Annotated in this window: 22 protein-coding genes; 13 read left to right on the forward strand and 9 right to left on the reverse strand. The window is 58.7% G+C overall.

All coding sequences use genetic code 11. The features are described 5' to 3' along the window. Window positions 1–38 precede the first annotated feature (38 nt). Window positions 39–728 (forward strand): hypothetical protein, encoded by a 690-nt coding sequence (locus O3S85_RS20125; RefSeq protein WP_269542952.1) that lies wholly within the window; start codon window positions 39–41, stop codon window positions 726–728. A 241-nt stretch (window positions 729–969) separates the two neighbouring features. Further along, a complete protein-coding gene (locus O3S85_RS20130; RefSeq protein ID WP_269542953.1) occupies window positions 970–2,220 on the forward strand; it encodes an LL-diaminopimelate aminotransferase in 1,251 nt (416 codons plus the stop codon). 253 nt (window positions 2,221–2,473) lie between these two features. Here the strand turns inward: O3S85_RS20130 and O3S85_RS20135 are convergent, their stop codons facing one another. Together O3S85_RS20135 and O3S85_RS20140 are read right to left on the reverse strand one after the other, a co-directional pair. Further along, window positions 2,474–3,079 carry a hypothetical protein gene (locus tag O3S85_RS20135; RefSeq protein WP_269542954.1) on the reverse strand — a complete coding sequence of 202 codons (606 nt, stop codon included), beginning with the start codon at window positions 3,077–3,079 and terminating at the stop codon, window positions 2,474–2,476. Then, on the reverse strand, window positions 3,069–3,362 hold the full coding sequence (locus tag O3S85_RS20140; RefSeq protein WP_269542955.1) for a hypothetical protein: 294 nt from the start codon (window positions 3,360–3,362) through the stop codon (window positions 3,069–3,071). Before O3S85_RS20140 ends, O3S85_RS20135 begins: the two co-directional genes overlap by 11 nt. Here O3S85_RS20140 and O3S85_RS20145 point away from each other — a divergent pair. Continuing rightward, complete coding sequence (locus O3S85_RS20145; RefSeq protein WP_269542956.1) at window positions 3,361–3,855, forward strand: acyl-CoA thioesterase; 495 nt, start codon at window positions 3,361–3,363, stop codon at window positions 3,853–3,855. The two genes, O3S85_RS20140 and O3S85_RS20145, sit on opposite strands and share 2 nt — an antisense overlap. Before the next feature lie 183 nt (window positions 3,856–4,038). Here O3S85_RS20145 and O3S85_RS20150 read toward each other — a convergent pair whose 3' ends face one another. Then, on the reverse strand, window positions 4,039–4,500 hold the full coding sequence (locus O3S85_RS20150) for a hypothetical protein (protein WP_269542957.1): 462 nt from the start codon (window positions 4,498–4,500) through the stop codon (window positions 4,039–4,041). Between the two features lie 206 nt (window positions 4,501–4,706). Between O3S85_RS20150 and pyrG the strand changes: the two genes are divergently transcribed. The 4 genes from pyrG to O3S85_RS20170 are packed head-to-tail and all read left to right on the forward strand — an operon-like array spanning window position 4,707 to window position 10,145. Then, a complete protein-coding gene (gene pyrG, locus O3S85_RS20155; RefSeq protein ID WP_269542958.1) occupies window positions 4,707–6,377 on the forward strand; it encodes a CTP synthase in 1,671 nt (556 codons plus the stop codon). 3 nt (window positions 6,378–6,380) lie between these two features. Beyond that, window positions 6,381–7,394 carry an AraC family transcriptional regulator gene (locus O3S85_RS20160; protein WP_269542959.1) on the forward strand — a complete coding sequence of 338 codons (1,014 nt, stop codon included), beginning with the start codon at window positions 6,381–6,383 and terminating at the stop codon, window positions 7,392–7,394. 42 nt (window positions 7,395–7,436) lie between these two features. Then, window positions 7,437–9,305 carry a heparinase II/III domain-containing protein gene (locus tag O3S85_RS20165; RefSeq protein WP_269542960.1) on the forward strand — a complete coding sequence of 623 codons (1,869 nt, stop codon included), beginning with the start codon at window positions 7,437–7,439 and terminating at the stop codon, window positions 9,303–9,305. Window positions 9,306–9,347: 42 nt separating this feature from the next. Continuing rightward, on the forward strand, window positions 9,348–10,145 hold the full coding sequence (locus tag O3S85_RS20170; protein ID WP_269542962.1) for an ABC transporter ATP-binding protein: 798 nt from the start codon (window positions 9,348–9,350) through the stop codon (window positions 10,143–10,145). 77 nt (window positions 10,146–10,222) lie between these two features. On the opposite strand, the gene O3S85_RS20175 is transcribed toward O3S85_RS20170, so the two are convergent. Beyond that, entirely contained in the window at window positions 10,223–11,161 is a 939-nt protein-coding gene (locus O3S85_RS20175) for a hypothetical protein (RefSeq protein ID WP_269542963.1), read from the reverse strand. A gap of 68 nt (window positions 11,162–11,229) precedes the next feature. Beyond that, on the reverse strand, window positions 11,230–12,330 hold the full coding sequence (gene ychF / locus O3S85_RS20180; RefSeq protein ID WP_332107564.1) for a redox-regulated ATPase YchF: 1,101 nt from the start codon (window positions 12,328–12,330) through the stop codon (window positions 11,230–11,232). A 116-nt stretch (window positions 12,331–12,446) separates the two neighbouring features. Here ychF and O3S85_RS20185 point away from each other — a divergent pair, with 116 nt between their 5' ends. The 5 genes from O3S85_RS20185 to O3S85_RS20205 all read left to right on the forward strand — a co-directional run bounded on the left by O3S85_RS20185 (window position 12,447) and on the right by O3S85_RS20205 (window position 16,563). Next, window positions 12,447–12,674, forward strand: a complete 228-nt coding sequence (locus O3S85_RS20185; protein ID WP_269542964.1) for an antitoxin — start codon at window positions 12,447–12,449, stop codon at window positions 12,672–12,674. Beyond that, window positions 12,671–13,051 carry a PIN domain-containing protein gene (locus O3S85_RS20190; RefSeq protein ID WP_269542966.1) on the forward strand — a complete coding sequence of 127 codons (381 nt, stop codon included), beginning with the start codon at window positions 12,671–12,673 and terminating at the stop codon, window positions 13,049–13,051. Before O3S85_RS20185 ends, O3S85_RS20190 begins: the two co-directional genes overlap by 4 nt. Window positions 13,052–13,249: 198 nt before the next feature. Next, window positions 13,250–14,194, forward strand: a complete 945-nt coding sequence (locus O3S85_RS20195) for an AAA family ATPase (protein WP_269542967.1) — start codon at window positions 13,250–13,252, stop codon at window positions 14,192–14,194. Window positions 14,195–14,197: 3 nt separating this feature from the next. Beyond that, a complete protein-coding gene (locus O3S85_RS20200) occupies window positions 14,198–15,469 on the forward strand; it encodes a DUF58 domain-containing protein (RefSeq protein ID WP_269542969.1) in 1,272 nt (423 codons plus the stop codon). Continuing rightward, window positions 15,466–16,563 carry a DUF4129 domain-containing protein gene (locus tag O3S85_RS20205; RefSeq protein WP_269542970.1) on the forward strand — a complete coding sequence of 366 codons (1,098 nt, stop codon included), beginning with the start codon at window positions 15,466–15,468 and terminating at the stop codon, window positions 16,561–16,563. Before O3S85_RS20200 ends, O3S85_RS20205 begins: the two co-directional genes overlap by 4 nt. Here the strand turns inward: O3S85_RS20205 and O3S85_RS20210 are convergent. After that, a complete protein-coding gene (locus tag O3S85_RS20210) occupies window positions 16,560–17,246 on the reverse strand; it encodes a PEP-CTERM sorting domain-containing protein (RefSeq protein ID WP_269542971.1) in 687 nt (228 codons plus the stop codon). The two genes, O3S85_RS20205 and O3S85_RS20210, sit on opposite strands and share 4 nt — an antisense overlap. Before the next feature lie 177 nt (window positions 17,247–17,423). Here O3S85_RS20210 and O3S85_RS20215 point away from each other — a divergent pair, with 177 nt between their 5' ends. After that, window positions 17,424–19,508 carry a RecQ family ATP-dependent DNA helicase gene (locus O3S85_RS20215; protein ID WP_269542973.1) on the forward strand — a complete coding sequence of 695 codons (2,085 nt, stop codon included), beginning with the start codon at window positions 17,424–17,426 and terminating at the stop codon, window positions 19,506–19,508. Window positions 19,509–19,569: 61 nt separating this feature from the next. Here the strand turns inward: O3S85_RS20215 and O3S85_RS20220 are convergent, their stop codons facing one another. The 3 genes from O3S85_RS20220 to O3S85_RS20230 all read right to left on the reverse strand — a co-directional run bounded on the left by O3S85_RS20220 (window position 19,570) and on the right by O3S85_RS20230 (window position 21,191). Continuing rightward, window positions 19,570–19,905, reverse strand: a complete 336-nt coding sequence (locus O3S85_RS20220) for a hypothetical protein (protein ID WP_269542975.1) — start codon at window positions 19,903–19,905, stop codon at window positions 19,570–19,572. 410 nt (window positions 19,906–20,315) lie between these two features. Next, on the reverse strand, window positions 20,316–20,777 hold the full coding sequence (locus tag O3S85_RS20225) for a hypothetical protein (RefSeq protein ID WP_269542976.1): 462 nt from the start codon (window positions 20,775–20,777) through the stop codon (window positions 20,316–20,318). A 75-nt stretch (window positions 20,778–20,852) separates the two neighbouring features. Further along, window positions 20,853–21,191, reverse strand: coding sequence for a hypothetical protein (locus O3S85_RS20230; RefSeq protein WP_269542977.1), 339 nt, complete (start codon window positions 21,189–21,191; stop codon window positions 20,853–20,855). Between the last annotated feature and the right edge of the window lie 168 nt (window positions 21,192–21,359).

Genomic DNA, 21,359 nt, shown 5'->3' on the forward strand with positions numbered 1-21,359 from the left:
CCTGAGCATATAAATCATCTCGCATCACGACTATCCAAATGACCACTCACCAAGCCCGCAGCCTGTTGCTCAAAACCTTTATCGGCTTTCTGATCCTAACCGCATTGACCGGCATTGTGTCGGTGCTGATGGGGGACTTCGGGGAGCTGCAGCTCAAGGTGATGGCGACGACGTTTTCCATCTCCGCGGCGAGCATCTGTGCGATGTCCTGCGCGGCGTTTATTGAAAAGCGCAGCCCCGTCGCGCTCGGCTGGACGGGGTTGGGCATTTGCTTCGTGGGTGAGGCACTGCTGCTCGCGGGCATGTGGGCAGAGATCGATAGTGAGTATTTCTGGAAGGCTACGCTGACCATGATCGTGCTCGGGCTAGGCTTCGCGCACGCGCTGCTCTTGCAACTGCCCCGGCTGGATGAAGGTCACGACTGGGTGCAACCGGTGGCAGGCGGCTGCATCGCAGGCCTCGCGGCGATGATCATTGCCGCCTTCTGGGGAGAGGTCGACAACGAGGGCTACTACCGCGTCATGATCGTCGTGTCGATCATTGTGGTCCTGGTGACGCTCGTCATCCCCGTGCTGATGAAGCTGGCGAAGCCAGTGGCCGAAGTGCCGGTCGCGCCTGCGTTCGCGAAACCGAAAACGGGGAACGGCGAACTCGTGCTGACGAAGCTGGATGGCGATTATTATCAGGACGCCAGCGGCGCGAAATATCGTGTGGAGCGGGTGCCTTGAGTTGGATCGGAAGGTAGCGCGGACCGTCTCGGTCCGCAAGGATTGAGGGAACAATTCAATCAGTTCGCTAATCCTGATTACGCCATTGAGCCTTTCACGAACTGAATCAGTATATTGCCACAGCTTGCGGAGCGAGACGCTCCGCGCTACCAAAGCTGATTGATTAGACCCAGCCACATTGCCCGAATAGTCTTGCCCGCGGGCGGGTTGGCGGCTTTCGTAATTCGCTTTTCGTAATACCATGTCTGAAGATCCCTACATCCAGCAACTTTTCGCAGAACGCATCGGCGGTGCCCAATACGGCAAGGACGACGCCATCTATAAGTTCGAGAAGATCAAGCGCGCCAAGCAAGCCGCCAAGAAGGAAAAGCCCGACGTCGAGCTGATCGACATGGGCGTTGGCGAGCCCGACGAAATGGCTTTCCCCGAAGTCGTTTCCGCCCTCATAACCGAAGCCGGCAAGCCCGAGAACCGCGGCTACGCTGACAACGGTGGTGCAGACTTCAAGCAAGCCGTCGCCCGCCACATGAAGAAGGTTTACGGCGTCGAAATCGATGCGGCGACCGAAGTTTGCCACTCCATCGGCTCCAAGACCGCACTGTCGCTGATCCCAGCATGCTTCATCAACCCGGGCGACTACGTGCTGATGACCACACCGGGCTACCCGGTGTTTGGCACGCATGCCAAGTATTACGGTGGCAAGGTGCACAACCTCCCGCTGACCGCCGAGAACAACTTCCTGCCCGACCTGAAGAGCATCCCCGCGGACGTTCTGGAGAAGGCCAAGGTCCTCGTGATCAATTACCCGAACAACCCGACCGGCGCTTCGGCCACGGTGGCGTTTTTCGAGGAGGTCATCGCCTTTGCCAAGGCCAACAATATCGTCGTGTTGCAAGACGCCGCCTACGCTGCCTTGGTGTTCGAGGGCGTCAAGCCGATGTCGATCCTGCAGGTTCCCGGCGGTAAGGATGTGGCCATCGAGCTGCACTCCCTCTCCAAGAGCTACAACATGACCGGCTGGCGCATCGGCTGGGTCTGCGGCAACCCGCTCATGGTCAAGGCCTACTCCGACGTGAAGGACAACAGCGACTCCGGCCAGTTCCTGGCGATCCAAAAGGCCGCCGCGACCGCACTCGACAACCCACAGATCACTGAAGAAATCGCTGCCAAGTATTCGCGCCGCATGGACATGCTGGTCAAGACACTGACCGAGGCCGGCTTCAGCGTGAAAAAGCCCAAGGGCAGCTTCTTCCTCTACACCGCCATTCCGCAAAGCGCCGAAACGCCAGAGGGCAAGAAGGTCGAATTCAAGACCGCCGAAGACTTCTCACAATTCCTGATCCGCGAGCTGCTCATCAGCACCGTGCCGTGGGACGACGCTGGCACCTTCGTCCGCTTCTCCGTAACCTTCGCCGCCAAGGGCAAGGAAGCTGAGCAAAAGACCGTCGACGAAATCAAGAACCGCCTCGATGCGTGCTCGTTCGAGTTTTAACTCGAACGAAGATTAAAGATTAAAAATTAAAGGAAAAAGTTTTCAACCGGGCGTCGTGAGGCGTCCGGTTTTTTGTCGTAGGTCGGTTGCAAACTGACTAAAGAAGGTAGCGCGGAGCGTCTCCGCTCCGCAAGGATTGGTGCAATGGATCGATAGGTTCGCGTAACGCACCTTGCGCTAAACCGCTTTTAACGAACTGATGTTGCGTTCGGGCACCGCTTGCGGAGCGGAGACGCTCCGCGCTACCTCTTTTTTATTCAGACGCGATGACCTCATCCAAATACAAAGGCTGCGCGCTGACCACGTTCTCGACCGCGCTGACTTGCTCCATGGCGTCGGGGACCGTCTCGGGGGCCTTGGCACCGAGGGTTACGATGTAGGCATCGGGAGCGTCTGCCCGCTCGCGAATGCGGTAGCCGAAGGGGCGAATCGCGTCGGCGAGTTCATTGCTGGCGGTGCCGGGCTCCACCGTTACGACCAACTTGTCTGCCGCCATGACGCGGACGCTGTCGACCATCGGGCCGCGCGGCTTTTTGACGATCGTTTCCTCGATGCGCAATAGTTGCTCGGGCAGCTCGCCTTCGAGAATGAGCACGCGGCAGTAAGTTCTCTCCGCCGGATGTTCGTAGAGCTTCGTCGCCTTGATGAAGTCGGACTCCATCGGCACGAGACGCTCGGCGTAGGCCTGTAAAATTCCGGGCACTGCCTCGCGCTGGATTTCCGTATCGGTCATCGGGGCCTCGATGGCGGGGTCCGGCGCATCGTGTTCACGGGCGCGCTTAGCCTTGATAATCGAGACCATCACGGCCCCCATCAGCGCGCCAAAGGCAAAAATAATGAGTCGCTGCTTAAACTTCATTGCCGGGTTGCGCCTCCTTGCGCTTTTCGTGCTCACGGTGCGCCCACATCACGCAAAGGACAAAGCTGATGGCCGGTGCCCAGACCTTGGCGGCCAGCTCCGCTCCGAGGCGGAAGCCGTGCAGCATGCGGTCGAGGATGGCCTTATCGGGGTTGGTCAGCGCGCCGACGATGATAAACACCACCGCCCCCGTCACCGCCAGAAACAGCACGATGCTGAAAAAGATGGCGAGGAACCGCAGGGGCCAGCGCACGAAGCCGGGAAGTTTTGAACCGCTACTCATGAAGCAAAACCAACATGTTCGCGCCGGAAGTTGCCCGCGCCAAGTCAAAATGCTTGGCAAACGGCCACAGCCGTCCATCCTGCCTCGCGTGATCTCATGGACGAGCAATATTCGCGTGCGCTACGCCGAGACCGACGGCATGGGCATTGTTTACCACTCGAATTACTTTGTGTGGTTCGAGCTGAGCCGGGTGGAAATGCTCGAAGGCATCGGCCTGTCCTACCGCGAGATCGAGTCCCGCGGCTACCTGCTGCCGGTGCTCGACGTCTCCGCCAGCTATAAAAAGCCTGCCTATTTCGACGACCGGGTGACGGTGACGGCGTTCCTCGACGAGCTGCCCAGCCTGCGGATAAACTTCAGCTATGAGGTCCGCCGCGGCGAGGACCTGCTCGTCACCGGGACATCGCGGCACGCATTCATGTCCCGCGAAGGCCGCCCCATCAAGCCGCCCAAGGACCTCGTGGACCATTTCGCGCAGTATTTTGCAAAATAGCAACGTGCCGTTGCATCCATAGATTTGCCCATTGGGCAAATGGCCCATCAAACTAAAAAAGGTAGGGCGCAGTCTCCAGACAAGCCGCCACAGTTGAGTGGCATTTGCCATGGCAAATCTATCGGTCCAGCAGGATGCTGGCGGCTTGTCCCGCTGAGCGGGACTGCGCCCTACCTTTAGCTTTCAGCCTTCAAATCCATACTGATCCAGCATATCCGTCAGCACGTGGATCAGCGCTTCTTTGTGGGGGAGGCTTTTCTGGGCCTCGACGCAACAGCTGAGATATTCCAGCATCTGGGCCAGGCCCGGGGACTTGCGATTGTTCTGCGCGAGCCAGTCGTAAAAATACTCAATCGCGGCGATCCAGTCTTCCAGCGAGTCGGGGGAATCGTCCACATGGTCGGCGAGCAGATTGAAGCCCGTGGGCGCGTAGGGGTGCTCCTTGGCGTGCTCATCAAAGGCTTCCACGAGCAGGGAAAATTGCTTTGGCGTGGCGCAGGCGCGAGCCGTCTGGATAAAGGCGCGCTCACCCAAATGGGCCTCTCCCTGCAGGAAAGCGCCTTCGGACAGGGCGTTGAGCCATGGCATGTATTGCGATTTGTCGTCGCCTGCTTGTTCCTGGGCCAGTTCCTCGATATCGGGCATGGTGTGGGAGTTTAGGACTCGCCCAACCCAAATCAACGCCGGATTTTCCCGCTCTTTATCAACGGCTTGCGCAAGCTGGGGCAGAAAATTCGCGGATGGGGCCAAAAACGGGTTGCGCTGATGCATGCGTCCGCCTTTTTATTGAGACCCGGGTAGCGGTCGTCTCCGCCGCCCGTTTTTCATTTTTAGACGACGAAATTTGTCTCATGGCTGACCAAGCGGAAACCTCCAACACGAAGTACATTTTCATCACCGGCGGCGTGGTGTCGTCCCTGGGTAAGGGGCTGACCGCGGGCGCGCTGGGCGCGCTGCTCGAACAGCGCGGGCTGACCTGCCGTCTGCAAAAGTTCGACCCGTATCTGAACGTCGATCCCGGCACGATGAGCCCCTTCCAACATGGTGAGGTGTATGTGCTCGACGACGGCGCGGAGACCGACCTGGACCTCGGCCACTACGAGCGCTTCACCAGCGGCACGCTTTCCAGCAATAACAACCTGACCTCCGGCCAAATTTACGAAGAGATCATCCAGAAGGAGCGCCGTGGCGACTTCCTCGGCAAGACCGTGCAGGTGATCCCCCACGTCACCGACGAAATCAAGAAGCACATCTACGGCGGTGCCGGCGAGGGCGACGAAAGAGTCGACGTGCTCATCACCGAGATTGGTGGCACCGTGGGCGACATCGAGGGTCTGCCCTTCCTGGAAGCCATGCGCCAGTTTGCGCTCGAATTAGGCCGCGACAACGTGCTGTTTATCCACGTTACGCTGATTCCGTTCCTCAAAGCCGCGGGTGAGCTGAAGACCAAGCCCAGCCAGCAATCCGTCGCCAAGCTGCGCGAGATCGGCATTCAGCCGGACATCCTGGTGTGCCGCACGGAGCAGCCGATCAGCCTGGATATCCGCCAAAAGCTGAGCCTGTTTTGCAACATCCCGGTCAAGGCGGTCATCGAAGAGATGGACGTCGAAACCTCCATTTACGAGCTGCCCATTTGCCTGGCCAAGGAAAGCCTGGACGACCTCGTGGTCGACCACCTGCGCCTCAATGCGCCCGACAGCGACATGGCCGAGTGGATGTCTGTCGTGCGCCGCCTGAAGTTCCCCGCCAACCGCGTGGACGTCGGCGTCGTCGGCAAATACATCGAGCTGCAGGACGCATATAAGAGCGTTTACGAAAGCCTCACCCATGCCGGTGTTTCCAACGATTGCGGCGTGAACATTGTCCGCATTGATTCCGAAGCCATCGAAGAAGACGGTGCCGAGGCACACCTCAAGGGCCTGGGCGGCATCCTCGTCCCCGGTGGTTTTGGTGATCGCGGTATCGAAGGGAAAATCGCCGCCGCCGCCTACGCTCGCGAAAAGATGATCCCCTACTTTGGGCTGTGCCTGGGCATGCAGATTCTCGTGATCGAGTATGCCCGCCACGTGGCCGGCTACCCCAAGGCGAACAGCCTGGAGTTTGACCCATCCTGCGACAGCGCCGTGATCAACATCATGGCCGACCAGGTCAACGTGACCGACAAGGGTGCCACCATGCGCCTGGGTGCCTACCCGTGCAAGCTGACGCCTGACACCCATTCCTGGGCGGCCTACGCCAACGTGTTTGACGCCCCCAAGGACGGCGGCGACTTCATCATCCACGAACGCCACCGCCACCGCTTCGAGTTTAACAACGATTTCCGCGAAATCCTGGAGCGCTGCGGTCTGCGCATTGCGGGCGTCAACCCCGAGCGCGACCTGGTGGAAATCGCTGAAGTCTTCGACCATCCGTGGATGGTGGGCGTGCAGTTCCACCCGGAATTCAAGTCCAAGCCCAACCACGCGCACCCGCTCTTTGCCGCCTTCATTGCGGCCGCGATCAAGCGCAACAAGAACGGCTAAGCCATGGCCGCCAGCCAACCCCAGGGTCCGGTTTTGCAGGGCATCGAAGTCGATGTGCAGCATGTCGGTCGTTCGGATTGGCACAGTGGCGTAGACAACAATACGCCGTGGAAAACACCCCGCACACTCTCCTACCAGGAGCTATGGTTCTTCTGGCGTGGCAGTTGCCGCATCCTCGCCAATGGCCAGCAGCATGACATCCATCAGGGCGAGCTGTTTTGGTTTCGCCCCGGCGTGGAGTATCAGGTCATCCAGGACCACGACCGTCCGATAGGCACAAACTTCGCCATCTTCAATTTAAAGAAAGACGGCGAGTCCCTGCAGGAGCTGCCCGCCGATTGGCCGGTGCATATAGACTTGGTCGAGGCCGACCTCGCCGAGACCGTTACCCGCCACATTGTGGAGCTGTATTGGCAATGCTACGTGGATTACAAGGACTCCCCCGACGCCGAAAATCTACGCTCGAATCCGTATTTCCAGTACATCAACGACCACTACCAATACCTGATCTTTGCCCCGCTGCCGATCAGTATTTACGCGCCCAGGGTGAAGGCGGACCAGCCTTCCATTCTGACCGCCGACACCCTCTTCCGCGGCCTGCTGATGGAAATCCTGGCCCAGGCCCAGCGCAACAAAGGCAACAACTCCGACAGCCACGACCGCTATCAGCGCCGCCTCATCTCGCGCATCGCAACGGGCATTCAACAGGATCCGGCCGCCAAAATCACCACCGCCGAGCTTGCCCGGCAGTGCGGCTACAGCGCAGATTACTTTTCCCGCGTGTTCAAAAAGATCATGCACTGTAGCCCGCAGAGCTATCAAGTTTACGCGCGCATTAACAAAGCCTGCCTGCTCCTGCGAGAGTCAGACTTGCTTATCAAGCAGATCGCGCTCAAGCTTGGTTACTGTAACGAATACTTTTTCTCCCGCCAGTTTAAGGAGGTAACCGGCCGCAGCCCCAGTAGTTATCGGAAAAGGGGGACAGAGCCCAAGCCCCTGGAGAACGAGGCTAGCTAATCCAATTGACGCAATGCGCGTAATTGGCGGTGATAGTAAACGATGAGAATTTCCAACCTGCTCGCTGCCCTGTTGGCGCTGCTGATCCACCTCACCCCCGCTCAAGGAGAAACCGTGAATTCCGTACTTGCGAATGCACCCACCGCGCACCCGCGCCTGTTCCTCAATGCCAAAACGCTGGAGGAAATTAACGTCAATATCGAGGCCGACCCTTTGCTTGGTCAAACGCGCGACCACATTATCGAGCTCGCCGATGAAATGACCAACCTGCCCCCACTGGAGCGCATCGTGGAAGGCCGGCGTCTGCTGGACGTATCCCGTACGTGCCTACGCCGCATGTGCTACCTTGGCCTGGCTTATCAACTCACCGGCAACCCGAAATATGCCCAAAGCGCCGAAGAACAAATGCTCGCGGTAGCGGCCTTTTCCGATTGGAACCCATCACACTACCTCGACACCGCGGAGATGACTGCCGCGCTCGCCATCGGCTACGACTGGTGCTACGCCGCGCTCAGCCCGGAGTCGCGCGAAATCATCCGGCAAGCGATCATCGAAAAGGGTCTCCAGTCATCGCTTGAGGGCAACAAATGGTGGATCACCGGGCATAATAATTGGAACCAGGTTTGCCACGCTGGCATGGTCATAGGCGCACTCGTCATATATGAAGAGGAACCTACGCTGGCCGAGCAGATGATCCAGCGCGCACTGGACAACATTCATCACGGCATGGAGGTCTATGCACCGGATGGCAATTACCCCGAAGGCCCGATGTACTGGAGCTACGGCACCAGCTTTAACGTGCTTCTAATCGATGCCCTGCAGTCCGTGCTCGGCACGGATTTCGACCTTGCGGCGACGCCGGGCTTCCTTGACTCGGCGGAGTATTACCTCCACGCCAGCGGACCGAGTGGCGACTATTTTAACTACGCCGATTGCAACACGCGCGGTGGCGTTGCCCCACCGGTGTTCTGGTTTGCTGAGCAAAGCGATGATGCTTCCTTGCTATGGACTCAGCGCACTAGGCTACAGGAATTTCTTGCTGGAAACCACAAGCCGGATGGTGCCAGTATGCGCATTTTCCCCATGACGCTCATCTGGGCGAGCCAGTTGAGCGAGGCACCTGCACCAGAGAAACTCAGCTGGAGCGGCAATGGCGAGGTCCCCGTCGGTATGCACCGCAGCAGTTGGGAAGATCCGCGCGCGGTCTTTATCGGTATTAAAGGCGGATCGGGGAGCGCGGGGCATGGCCACATGGATACCGGCGTCTTTGTCATGGAGGCCGACGGCGTGCGCTGGGCCATCGATCTGGGCATGCAGGACTACCACAGCCTCGAAAGCAAAGGCGTGAAGCTCTGGGGTGAAGATCGCTGGAAAGTCTTCCGCCTGAACAACCACAGCCACAGCATTGTCACCGTCGATGGCCAGTTGCTCTCCGTAACCGGCTCCGCGCCCATCACGAAGCACGAGTCCGAAGGCGATTTTCCTCACACGATCCTCGATACGAGCAGCGCTTACACGGACCAGCTTGCCCAGGCACAGCGGGGCGTCGGCCTGCACCAAAGCGGGGCAGTGTTCATCCAGGATGAGTTGCAGGCACCGGCCCACGAAGTGCAAATTCGCTGGGCCATGATTACCCGGGCCGACGTTTCAATCGACAATGATCACCAAGCGACGCTTCGCCAGGAAGGTGAGCAATTAACGCTCAAAGTGCTCTCTCCCGCCGAGGTCCAGATGACCGTTGTCGACATAGAAACGCCGCCGAACGATTACGACGAAAAGAACCCGAATGCCAAGCGGCTGGAGCTCACCGCCACCATCCCCGCCAACGCCCGGGAAACGCTTAGCATTCTCCTCCAGCCCGGCAGCGTGCCATCGGTGAATTTGCGCCCCCTCCCGCTCGCCCAGTGGTAACGCATACTTGTCAAAGCCAGCCGCCGCAATCATCGTGACGCGATGAATTGCTCGGATGCCTTTATCAACGTCAGCAGCCTTACCGTCCAACGTGGCGACACCACGATTTTGCAGGACGTCGATTGGCGTGTGGAGCGCGGGCAGCACTGGGCGATTCTGGGAGCCAACGGCTCAGGCAAAACCTCGCTGCTCAAGGCGCTGACCGCCTACCTGACCCCGAGCCGCGGCGTGATCCAAGTCGACGGGCAGACCTACGGCAAAAGCAATTGGCCCAAGCTGCGTCAGCGTATTGGACTCGTCAGCTCCGGCATTTCACAGCAAGTGCCTCTCGACGAAATCGCTTTAAAAACCGTGCTCAGCGGGCCCGTCGCTCAGCTCGGCTACTGGACGCGGGAGGCCGACACGACCAACGAAACGCTCGCCCGCGAATGCCTTCAGCGCATGGGCGCCGTCCACCTCGCCGAGCGCCCGTGGATGCACCTCAGCCAGGGCGAGCGGCAGCGGGTATTCATTGCCCGCGCCCTGATGACGCAGCCGGTGCTGCTCATCCTCGACGAACCTTGCGCCGGGCTCGACCCCGTGATGCGCGAACAATTCCTGAGCAGCGTCAGCAGCCTCATGCGCGAAGACTACGCGCCCAACATCGTGCTCGTCACCCACCACGTTGAGGAAATTGTGCCGGGTTTCTCGCACACCCTCGTGCTCAAAGACGGCCACGCACTGCGCCAAGGGCCAACCATCGACGTCCTGACCAACGACTGCCTCAGCGACGCCTTCAATGCACCGATTCACATTGAGCAACGCAATGGACGCTGGCGGCTGGAGCTGACCAGCGCATAACCCGGGCCTTACAATCGGATAATATCCGGACACGGTCAACGAGCTCGTCGGCCAGATGACGCAAGGCAGCGCAGCCATTAGCTGTCGCTCAATTCGGGGATCGCCACATCCTTGATCCAGCCGGCGATCGCCTTCTTGCCTTCGCCGCCGAGCCCATGCCCCTCGCTCTCGATGGGGATCATCGTCAGCTTCGCGCGTGCCTCCTCGATCTTGCCGTTGAAATACTCCTGCCACTCGCGGGACTTCGATTTCTCGCCGTAAACGACGAGAACCAGCTTGCGACTGGCGCCGCGAAATTCCATATCCGGGCTGGTGCCGCCCTCATGCAGCACAAAGGCGTTGAAGTAATCGCAAAAGCCGTCCCATTTTTGATCGAGCCCCGAGCCGATGTTGTGCGCACCACTGCTCGTGCCCGCCACGATGCGCACGTTGGGGTCGATGTTCGGGATCAGCTCGATGACTTTTTGTAAAAGCGGCTGCTGCATTTCCCAGTGCTTGTCGATGTCGCCATCGTTCACCGCAATGCGCGGGAATTTCTTGTTGGGATACGGCATGGCCAGCACGATGAATTCCTTAAAATCCACAATGCCATTGGCCTTGTTGGGGTCCGAGGAACCACCACCACCGGTATACCACATCAGCAACGGCGAAGGCTTGGTCGGGTCATAATTTTCCGGAATGCGCACGCCAATTTCCGGCGCGTTGCCGCCATTCATGCCGGACAGCTCCGGCGCAGAAACAGCAAAAGTATTCCCCGGGCGGACGCGCTCATCAATGCCACGGTAGGGATCGTTCATCTCCTTGACCCACGCGGCGATGTATTCGTTGTCGCCCTCGGAGAGCTTGTCCAGACCGAGCTGAAAACGCAGCCCATCACTGCGCTCAATGGTGACGGTGTCTCCATTGACCGACAATACTTTGGCCTCCATCGTCCGGCCCTGCGTATCCGTAAATGTGCGGTAGTCCTCCGCCCACGCCACAGCGCCAGCCACCAAACACATTATAACCAAAAGCATTCTCATCACCATAACAGTGATAAATTGCCTTAGCTTTCGAGGATGGCCAGCTAAATCAATGCAAGCGACTAGCCGCCCACCTTGAACAGCGCCACGTCGCCATCCTTGAAGAGGTATTCCTTGCCTTCGAGGCGGTATTTACCGGCGTCGCGGGCGGCGGCGACGGAGCCTGCGGCCAAGAGGTCGTCGTAGCTGACAACTTCCGCCTTAATGAATTTCTTCTCGAAGTCGGTGTGAATTACGCCCGCGCATTGCGGCGCCTTCATGCCGACATGGAAAGTCCAGGCGCGAACTTCCTTTTCGCCCGCGGTGAAGTAGCTCGCCAGGCCCAGCAGCGAATACGCCGCCTGAATCAGCCCGGAAACACCGGAGCCGGATACGCCGAGGTCGGCCAGAAATTCCTTGGCCTCTTCGGGCTCCAGCTCGGAAAGCTCTTCCTCGATGCGCGCGCAGATAACGCACGAGCCAGCGCCGTGGTGCTCGGCAGCCCAGTCGGCGACTTTCTTGGTAAAGTCGTTGCCGCCGTTGGCGAGGTCGGCCTCGGCCACGTTGCACGCGTAAAGAGCGCGCTTGGCGGTGAGGAGGCAGAATGTCTTCATCAGCTCACGCTCGTCGTCGCTCAGGTCCATCGTCACGGCGGGCTTGCCGTCGTTGAGGTGCTTGACGACTTTTTCCAGCAGCGCGGCGTTAGCCACGGCTTCCTTGTCTTGTCCCTTCGCGCGGCGGCGGTTCTTGTCGAGCTGGCTTTCGGCGGACTCCAGGTCAGCGAGCACGAGCTCGGTGTTAATGATGTCGATGTCGCGAATCGGGTCGACGGAGCCTTCCTTGTGGATGATGTCGTCATCCTCAAAGCAGCGCACCACGTGCACGATGGCGTCCACCTCGCGGATGTTGGCGAGAAACTTGTTGCCCAGGCCTTCGCCCTTGCTGGCGCCAGCCACGAGGCCCGCAATGTCCACGAACTCAATCGCCGCCGGGATGATAACCTGCGTCTTGGCGATTGCGCGCAGCGGCTCCAGGCGCTCGTCCGGCACTTCGACTACGCCCACATTGGGCTCGATCGTGCAAAATGGGTAATTGGCGGCCTCCGCCTTGCGGGTGCGCGTAAGGGCGTTAAAAAGGGTGCTCTTGCCCACGTTGGGCAGTCCGACGATGCCTGCTTGCAGCATAATAAGGTTGGGTTGAAAGGAAACCGGCTAAGCAATGCGGATTCCCGCCCGGGGTCAATGGTGAATCGCGGGCAATAATCCTTGCCACAGCGAACGTCATATGCCAGCATATGCCCATGAAAACGGCCAAAATATTCAGCAACGGTCGCAGCCTCGCGGTCCGCATCCCGCGGGATTGGCTGGGTGACGCCAAAGAAGTCGAGCTGGAGCAAGACGGCGACACGATTCACATTCGCCCCCGCCGGACCACCCTGGGTGAATTGGCAAAGCGCTGCGCCAAGCGCCCGGTTAAACTCGAGCGGTTCCCGCAGACCACCACCCCTCCCCCCGGCTTCGGCGGATGATCCTGCTCGACACCTCGGCGGTCATCAAGCTGCTCCGTGGCGAAGACGCCCCGTTGGCACTTGCAGACGAATCAGTCGGCTTGTCATCCATTGTTGTAATGGAATTGCACACAGGCGTCTTTCACGGCGGCGGCACCAAGGAACGCAAATGCGTGCAGGAATTTCTTCAAGCCGTGGAGCAATTTCCCTTCGATGAAGCCGCCGCAATCTCCGCCGCCAAAGTTCGCGCCGAGCTGTGGAGCCAAGGCACGCCAATCGGCGACTATGACGTGCTCATTGCCGGGCACGCAATCGCCCTCGGGCTGAATTTACTCACAGACAACGTGCGCCACTTCGAGCGAGTAGATGGCCTACAGGTGATTCCTTGGCGAAGCTGAACCGGCGCTTGGCGGATCGCGAACTTCCACGTTCGCATATATTCCACGACTTGAAATTCAGTTGGATAGTAAGCGAACGTGGAAGTTCGCGATCCGCCTTGGATCCGCGTTCGCCATTCGCTATTCGCCCTCGACTCCCCCTTTGACTTTGCCCGGCGCGGCGTTATCAATCCGTAGCAACCGTTATCCGCGATCGCTATGGATTCAAATATCGTTACCAAACTTTCCCGGCTGCGCCAGAGTCTGGAGTCCGTCATTGTCGGCAAGCCCGGTGCCATGCAAGGCGTGCTGATCGCCCTCGTTTGCGACGGGCACCTGTTGATCGAAGATATGCCCGGCGTCGGCAAAACGATCCTCGCTCGGACACTGGCCAAGTCCATCGCCGGCGACTTCAAGCGCATCCAGTTCACGCCCGACTTGCTGCCGTCGGATGTGACCGGAGTCTCGGTGTTCAACCGCCAAAGCAACGAGTTTGAGTTCCGCGCCGGGCCGGTGTTCGCCAACGTCCTACTGGCCGACGAGATCAACCGCGCCACCCCGCGCACGCAGTCCAGCCTGCTCGAAGCCATGGGCGAAAAGACTGTCACCGTCGACGGCGTGACGCGCGATTTGCCGTCGTTGTTTTTCGTGATCGCCACGCAAAACCCGATCGAGCTCAAGGGCACCTTCTCCCTGCCCGAGGCGCAGTTGGATCGCTTTTTCGGCAAGCTCTCTCTCGGCTACCCAAGCGTCGAGGAGGAGGCGCGCGTCATGCAGATGCAAGTGCGGCATCACCCCGTGCTCGACGTGGAGCCGGTCATATCGGTTAACGAAGTTCGCGAAGCGCAAGCCGCCGTGCGCGAGATTCACATAGAGCCCAACATCCTCGACTACATCGCGCGCATCATGGCCGCCACGCGCGACGACGAGCGCCTCGCCGTCGGTGCCAGCCCGCGCGGCTCACTCGCCCTGATGCGCGCCAGCCAGGCACAGAGCCTCTTCAAAGGCGACGACTACGTGAAGCCCGACACCGTCAAAGAAGTCGCTAGCTTCGTCCTCGCGCACCGTGTAATTTTAAAGACACGCTCGGTGGTCAATGTCGAGTCCGCCTCGGGCGTGATCAACGACATCCTGCAAGGCGTCGAGGCACCGATCACGCAGTAACCCATGAACGCCACCGAGCAGAAGCGCCAACGCATCAACCGCAGTCTGACGCTGTTGGGCTCAGGCATGCTGTTTATGATGGGGTGGAATTTTGGCAACGCTGCCCTGTTGCTCACCGGTGTTTTTATCCCCGCGTTCAGCTTTTGCTGTGCGTTGATCGTCATGCAACAGCGCAAGCTGATCCGCGTGCGCCGCGTGTGCGTGGACGGTGCCTGCGAAGGCGAACGCGTCGAGGTAAAGCTCACCATTCAGAACCGGCATTGGTTTCCCATTTTCCGGCTGCTGGTGGAAGATCATTTCGAGCCCGAAATGGAGGCTGAGCAATACTTCAGCCTGCCCGGTGTGCTCCCGCCCCACTCGGCCACGGAGTTTCACTACAACGCGGAGTGCTACCTGGACCGCGGGCGCTACACCCTGGGCCCGGTCAACGTGCAGCTGGCCGACCCGCTGGACATCTTTATCTTCTCGCAGCGGCTCGATGTGCGGCAGCCTTTTTCCGTGTTTCCCCACGTTTACGACATGCCCGCGAGCCCGCCCGGCATCGGCACGCCGGACGCTATACCCGAAGGCCTGCCGCGCGCCCGCGCTGGCGACAGCGACCTGCAACTCGGCGTGCGCGAATACGTGCCCGGCGATCCCTACCGCCACGTTCACTGGCCGCAGACCGCGCGCGCGGGCGAGCTGATGGTGCGCGAGTACGAGCAGATTACGCCCGCCAATACTTACCTGCTGCTCGACCTTTCGCTGGCCGGTCGCGCGGGCACGGGTAAGTTCTCCACCGAGGAATACGGTGTGCAGTTGGTCGCCAGCCTCGCCGCCAAGACCATCCATGGCGGCCAGCCGGCGGGCGTCCTCATCAACAGCGAGCCACAGATTTTCATCGAAATGGACTACGGTCACCAGCACCTCGTCGGCATTCTCGACGCGCTGATCCCGGTCCGCGAAACATCCAACGAAACGCTTTACCGACAGTTGCAGGCGCACCCGGAAATCATCCGCGACGGCTCGACCTTCTGGCTGATTTTGCGGCGGACCAATTTCACCATTGCCGAGCTCGATGAACTGCTGGAGCTCTTCGCCTGGAAGCCTTGCCAGGTATTTTTGGTGATCATTGATGACGAAGGCATGGTCGCCTTCGAAACCACACCGCAGGAGCGCGCTCAACGACCGGACCGCCACGCCCTCGCCGCCGAAATCGGCGACCGCGTGGACTCCGTCTGGTGGGTAGACCTCGAACAAGGCCTCGAACAAGCCATGAAAGGCGGCCCGCTGTGAGAGCGTTAACCCCGCACATTTTCCACGGCGCGCTGATCGCGAGCCTGGGCATTCTGCCTCTCTGGTCCGGTGGCTGGGGGACGCTCACCACCAGCACTGCCCTCGGTCTTTCGATCACGATTTTCTTCGGCGTCGCGGTCGCAATCGCGCTCAACGAATACCTCGTTAAAGTCAGCGATCTCGACTGGGAATACCTGGACGGGCGTTGGAAAATTGCCCTGCCCATCGCCATCGTATTGGCCGGTGCCAACCTGATGGCGGGCGAGGAACTGCCCCGCCGCGTCGCCATGGGTATCGGCTTCGGGCTAATCGGGCTGACCGCGCTGCGCTCCCAATCGCAGACCGATGTGCTGCTCCGTGTGGGCGTGCTGCTGGCGTTGATTGGTGCCTTTTGGGGGCTGGCAGGCATTCGCTTTTTCTGGTGCGTGCCGGTCATCCTGCTGCTCGCGCTTCAGATGAGCTACGACCCGCCCGAGTCGCGCGCCTACCTCTCGTGGCGGGACCATGGGCAATTGGCGCTAATCATCGTGGGGCTGGCCGCCGGGCTGGTATCGGTGTTTGTCATCATCGGCTTTTTGCTCCACCTGATCGGCATCGATCTCAACCCAAGCGAGCCGCCCTACCAAGCCATGCAACGCACCGCCGAGCCGCGCAGCCTGCAAATTCGCTGGTGGGACTTCGTCATCCTCGCAGCCGCCGCGTATTTTCTATTGCCGTATCTGACCCGATTTTTCAGCAAACAGGAGGACAGCGCTGAGCCGGACTTCCAGTCGGGCGACCACCCGGCCCACCGCATTGCGGAGCAGTTCAAACGTGCGCTCGGTCGGCAGTCGCCCCGCGAGCAAGTCATCTACAGCTACCACGCAATGCTCAAGGCGTTGATCAAGCTCGGCTTCGTGCACGACATTGCCACCACCCCCGCCGACATCGCCCGCCAACTGCAAACACAGCGCAACGTGCCAAGCGCACTCTGCCAGCCCGTCAGCGAGCTCTTCTACCGCGCCTGCTACACCGCGCAAACCATCACCGCGCAAGATGCCGCGCAAATGGAGTCGTTAACCAAGCGCCTCGTCGAGGCCTACCGGGAAACTTAAGCTTGGCGACGCCGCCAGAGCAGACCGCCGAGTGCCACGGCCCCCATCATGAGCGCGTAGGTTTGCGGCTCGGGGACGAGCGTTAAATTCACCTCATCCAGCGCCACGTAGTCTCCATTTAAATTACCAGGCGAGAAGGCGAGGAAAAGCCGTTCACCAGACATGCCACTCGTCACAGAACCAACGCCCGTTAGCGAGCGTTCCTCCATCGTGGTGCTGGTGGTTGCCAATACCGTGCCACTGGCAACAATTGTTTCCACCGTGCCTTGGTCGGTGTCGGTGGTCGTCGTTAAGAGCCGCCAGGCAATGGTGTCCGAGCTTTCCACGCTCTGGTGATTGCCCACAAAAAAGCTTAGGTCGAAGGTATCGCCCTCAGACAAATCATAGCCGGTATCGATGTAAAAACCGCGCAGTTCCGTGGCACCGGAATTAGCCCCAACCACGGAATACCAACTACCGTCGGCCGGGGTGATCGTGTTGCGCTGCAAGAAGCCTTGGTCGAGATTCAGGTCGGCCGACAAGGGCGTTGGCGAGCTGTCGATCCACCAATTCGTGAGCGTCTCAAAGCTGCCGTTGTTCAGATAGTCTGGCGCGGTGCCATCAATGATGACCAAGCCGTGGCTGGCCGTGGCCGCAAGTGCGCCGAACGCAGAAATGCAAAGGGTTTGTTTCAATGAGATCATAACTGGGGTAATGGTTACCTGTATGCTATCACGCAGACAAAGGCTGTCAATCCCAAGCTCAGCCAGGCTGCGAGCGCGCCTTTCCCCACTCCCAAACGCCTGTCGCTCAACGAATAAAAAACTTCCGCCAAATTGGGCCTCGACTCACTGCTATTTCGTGCAGTTATTTAGAGGGTCATGACGCCCGCAGAAGGACTTAAAAAACATTTCGGCTTCGAGCAATTTCGCGAGCCGCAGGACGAGATCGTCGCCTCGATCCTCGGCGGGCGCGATACGTTGGTCATCATGCCCACCGGCGGCGGCAAGAGCCTTTGCTACCAGCTGCCCGCACTGATGCTCCCCGGGGTGACGCTCGTCATCTCCCCCCTCATCGCGCTGATGAAGGACCAGGTCGACGCGCTCAACAACCGCGGCATCGCGGCGGCCATGATCAACAGCTCGCAAAGCTGGGATGAGCAGCGCGCCTGCCTGGATGACCTCCGCCGCGGCGAGCTAAAGCTCGTCTACGTCGCCCCCGAGCGCTTCCGTGCGCAGTCGTTTATTGATTCGCTCAAGGGCGTAAAGATCTCGCTGTTCGCGGTCGACGAGGCGCACTGTATTTCCCAATGGGGCCACGACTTCCGTCCCGATTACCAGCGCCTCGGCGAAGCCCTCGAAAAGATCGGCCACCCAACCTGCGCCGCCTTTACCGCAACGGCCACGCCAGAGGTCCGCGAAGACATCGCCGCCAATTTAAAACTCCGCCAACCGGCGACGTTTGTCTCCGGTTTTGGCCGCGACAACCTCAGCTTTGCGATCAAGCAAATCGACAAGCGCAAGGACAAGATCAAGCGCGTGCGCCAGCTCATCGACAACAACGGCGTGGGCATCATCTACTGCGCGCGCCGCAAGTCCGTGGAGGAGGTGTCGTCGCTGCTGCGCGAGGAGTTCGTCGAGCACGTCATTTACCACGGCGGCATGACGCCCAATGAGCGCGACGCGGCGCAGGACCGCTTTGTCCGGGGCGCGGTCCCCATCGCCGTCGCCACCAACGCCTTCGGCATGGGCATCGACCGCGCGGACATCCGCTTCGTCTGCCACTACGAAATGCCGGGCAGCATCGAGGCTTACTATCAGGAGGCCGGCCGCGCCGGGCGCGATGGCAAGCCCGCCTACTGCGAGATGCTTTTCTGCTATGCCGACAAGACCACGCAGGAGTTTTTTATCGAAGGCGCCAACCCCACGCTGAGCCTCATCCACAGCATTTACTCTGTGATGCAAAGGAGCGCCAACGAACAAGCCGAAGCGTTTCTCTCCATCGAGGAAATCTGCGATACTTTGCCGGGCAAAGTAAACGGCATGGCCGTCAGCTCCGCGCTCAGCCAGCTGCGTCGCGCGGGCGTTATCGAGCGCTTCGACGTGCCGGGCTCACGCCTGCGCGGCACCCGCATCGTCAAACAAGCGCGCACCGCGGGTGACCTCGGCCTCGACGCCCGCGCGTTGCTCATCAAGCGGCAGCGCGACGAGGACAAGCTTCGCCGTCTCATCCAATTTGCCTACGCCAAGAGCTGCCGCCAGCAGTGGATTCTCGAATACTTTGAAGACGCCGACGCCGCCGAGTGCGGCCAGTGCGACCGCTGCCGCCATCGCGGGGGCGACGTGAAACCCGTCGACGACGAACAGGCCCTCATCGTGAAAAAGGCCCTCAGCGGCGTGGCCCGCATGAGCGATCGCCAGGGCCGCCACCAATGGCGCGCGCGCTACGGCCGCGACCGCGTGGTCAAGTGCCTCACCGGCAGCCAAGCCAAGACGATCCTCGAGCCCGGCCTCGACAAGCTCTCCACCCACGGCCTGCTCAAGAAGCACGGCACGGAGTTCGTCAGCAAGCTGCTCGACGAGCTGGAGAACAGCGGCTACCTGACCGTGACCGATGGCGAGTATCCCCTGCTCGAGCTCACCGAAACCGGCAGCAAGGTGATGTTTGGCGAAACGATGCCGCGTCTCAGTTGGCCCGAGTTGGAAACCGCCCCCCACGCCGAGCCCGACGACGCCCTCTACGAGCAGCTCGTCAAACTGCGCAACGAGATGCGCCGCAAGCGCGGCAACCCGCCCGCCTACACGATCTTCCCCAACACCGTCCTCCAGCAAATGGCCGCCCTCAAGCCAGCCACCGCCGAGGAAGCCATGTCGATCAAAGGCATCGGCCCCGGCAAAGCCCGCAGCATCCTCCCACCCTTCCTGGAGATCATCAACGGCAGCATCCCCGAAGTGGCAACGGCCTAGATTACCTACCTCTAAACTGGAGGGCGATTCTCCGCAATCGCCGCTGCGTTTTGTGCCGTGCTCAAACCGTCCTCGCGAAAAATGACTTACCTTTCACGGCTAAGAAAATAAAAACTACGAGGGCAATGGCCGTTCCTATCGGCGGGCTGATCAGCAGTAACAACGAGTAGGCAATCAAAAACCAAAATAGCCACTTCGCTCGATAGTGATGTTTGGTAATCGCAACAAAAACCATAATCAAACCTATCGTTGAGAGACCGCCAAGTAGCGCGAAAGCCCCTTGCGGAATCTGTATTCCAAGTAAAACAATTAAGAAAAGCGCTATATTTGAAACGACCAATAAAATGACGCCGTTTTTCGCAGTGTTTTTACCGTGTGCAGTAGAGCTGGTTTCCATGGATGTTAGTAATGTTAAGAGTTAACGCGGCAAATGTCGCCGTCAAGGGTATGGACGAAAAAGGCGCAGCGTTTTCCTTCACATATCCTGACTGGTTATCTTATACACCTTCCAATCGTGCTTGGGGTTCGCATTCAGGACAATACCAGATTTCTGATTATTGAGTGTACCACTCATCCTTTGTGAGCTTATGGTCGAAATCTATAGACCGTGAATACTGCCCCAAAGCCGTACGGCCTCTCCGCTTGGACTCCAATCATCTTTGTAGTCTGTAGGCTTTGCCTAAATGATCAGAGCCTTTCCGTGGACTGGGCATTTCATCTTTGAGATACCGTAAAGGGAATGCGCGGAAAGTAGCGCGACAGTGCTACTCGGAGTTGTCATCTCCCGTCTGGTTGGGATTCATAGTCTCATTTTACGATCTTGGCCGACCAAGGGCCTGTGTTCGCATACCCAGAATACGGTCTTCCGTTTAAAAACCATTCTCCAATAATGCCATTTTCTGTGATTTCTCCTGTCCAAGTTGTTTCCGGTAATGAGATGTATGGAGCAGTCGGTTTTGGGTTCATCTGAATTAAGAGATGAGAACCTGATACTCTTCCGGTTATGTCTGCCTTGGTTTCATTTCCATCGTTGAAAGCCGCACGCCCACTTAGAGTTCCTTGCATTTGCTCAATGGACATCACAAATGTTTCTTTTGTTTTTCTTTCAGGATCAATCCATTCGGCTGCCCAATCTCCGGATAGATCCATAGATGGGGCTCCATTATCATCAAGTGTGAAGTCCTCTACTGAATACTCTTTTTTTTGGTTACACCCCAACAAGAGGAACAGACTGAAAAATATAAGTAGGGTTAAAATCTTGTGTGTCATATTCTTTCTCCTAACGTTTGAGCTGACTCGATGAAGCGCTAGCGGAATTGAGTCTAGCGACTGGTTCTGCCTCGGTTAATGCGTCCAGCCATTTGCGACCGATATAATACACAAGACGAAAATTGACCCGCCAAAGGCGAGCTCCAATGCGATTTCTGTCCAGAACTTAACAGGAGCATCCTCTCTCGATACTCCATTGTTCCAAGGGACGAGATTCTTCCATGTATAACCACTCAACATTTGAGCGACGGCATGTATGAGGAAGAATCCGAAGAATATTCCACCACCCAAAAGGACTGTCACTTCACTACTCAATTTTTCTTGGTAGTGCGATAAGGTTCCCATCGATAAGAAAATGAACAATACAGCAATTAATGCACCGATAGTGTTGTATCTTTCCTTTGGGATATTCATTTTCTGAACAGAACTTAAGCTATACATGCAATCTTTCATGCACGATCCTAAATATTTTCAAACTAACAATGATTTTTATTTAGGCGAATAATCCTGCAAGACATGAAACCATTTCACCACGAGTTCGCGACCATCCTGGGTTGTTGGAGGTGGTTTGCGAAGGATGTC

Origin of the sequence: Cerasicoccus sp. TK19100, assembly GCF_027257155.1 — a bacterium.
In the GTDB taxonomy this organism is placed as follows: domain Bacteria; phylum Verrucomicrobiota; class Verrucomicrobiia; order Opitutales; family Cerasicoccaceae; genus Cerasicoccus; species Cerasicoccus fimbriatus.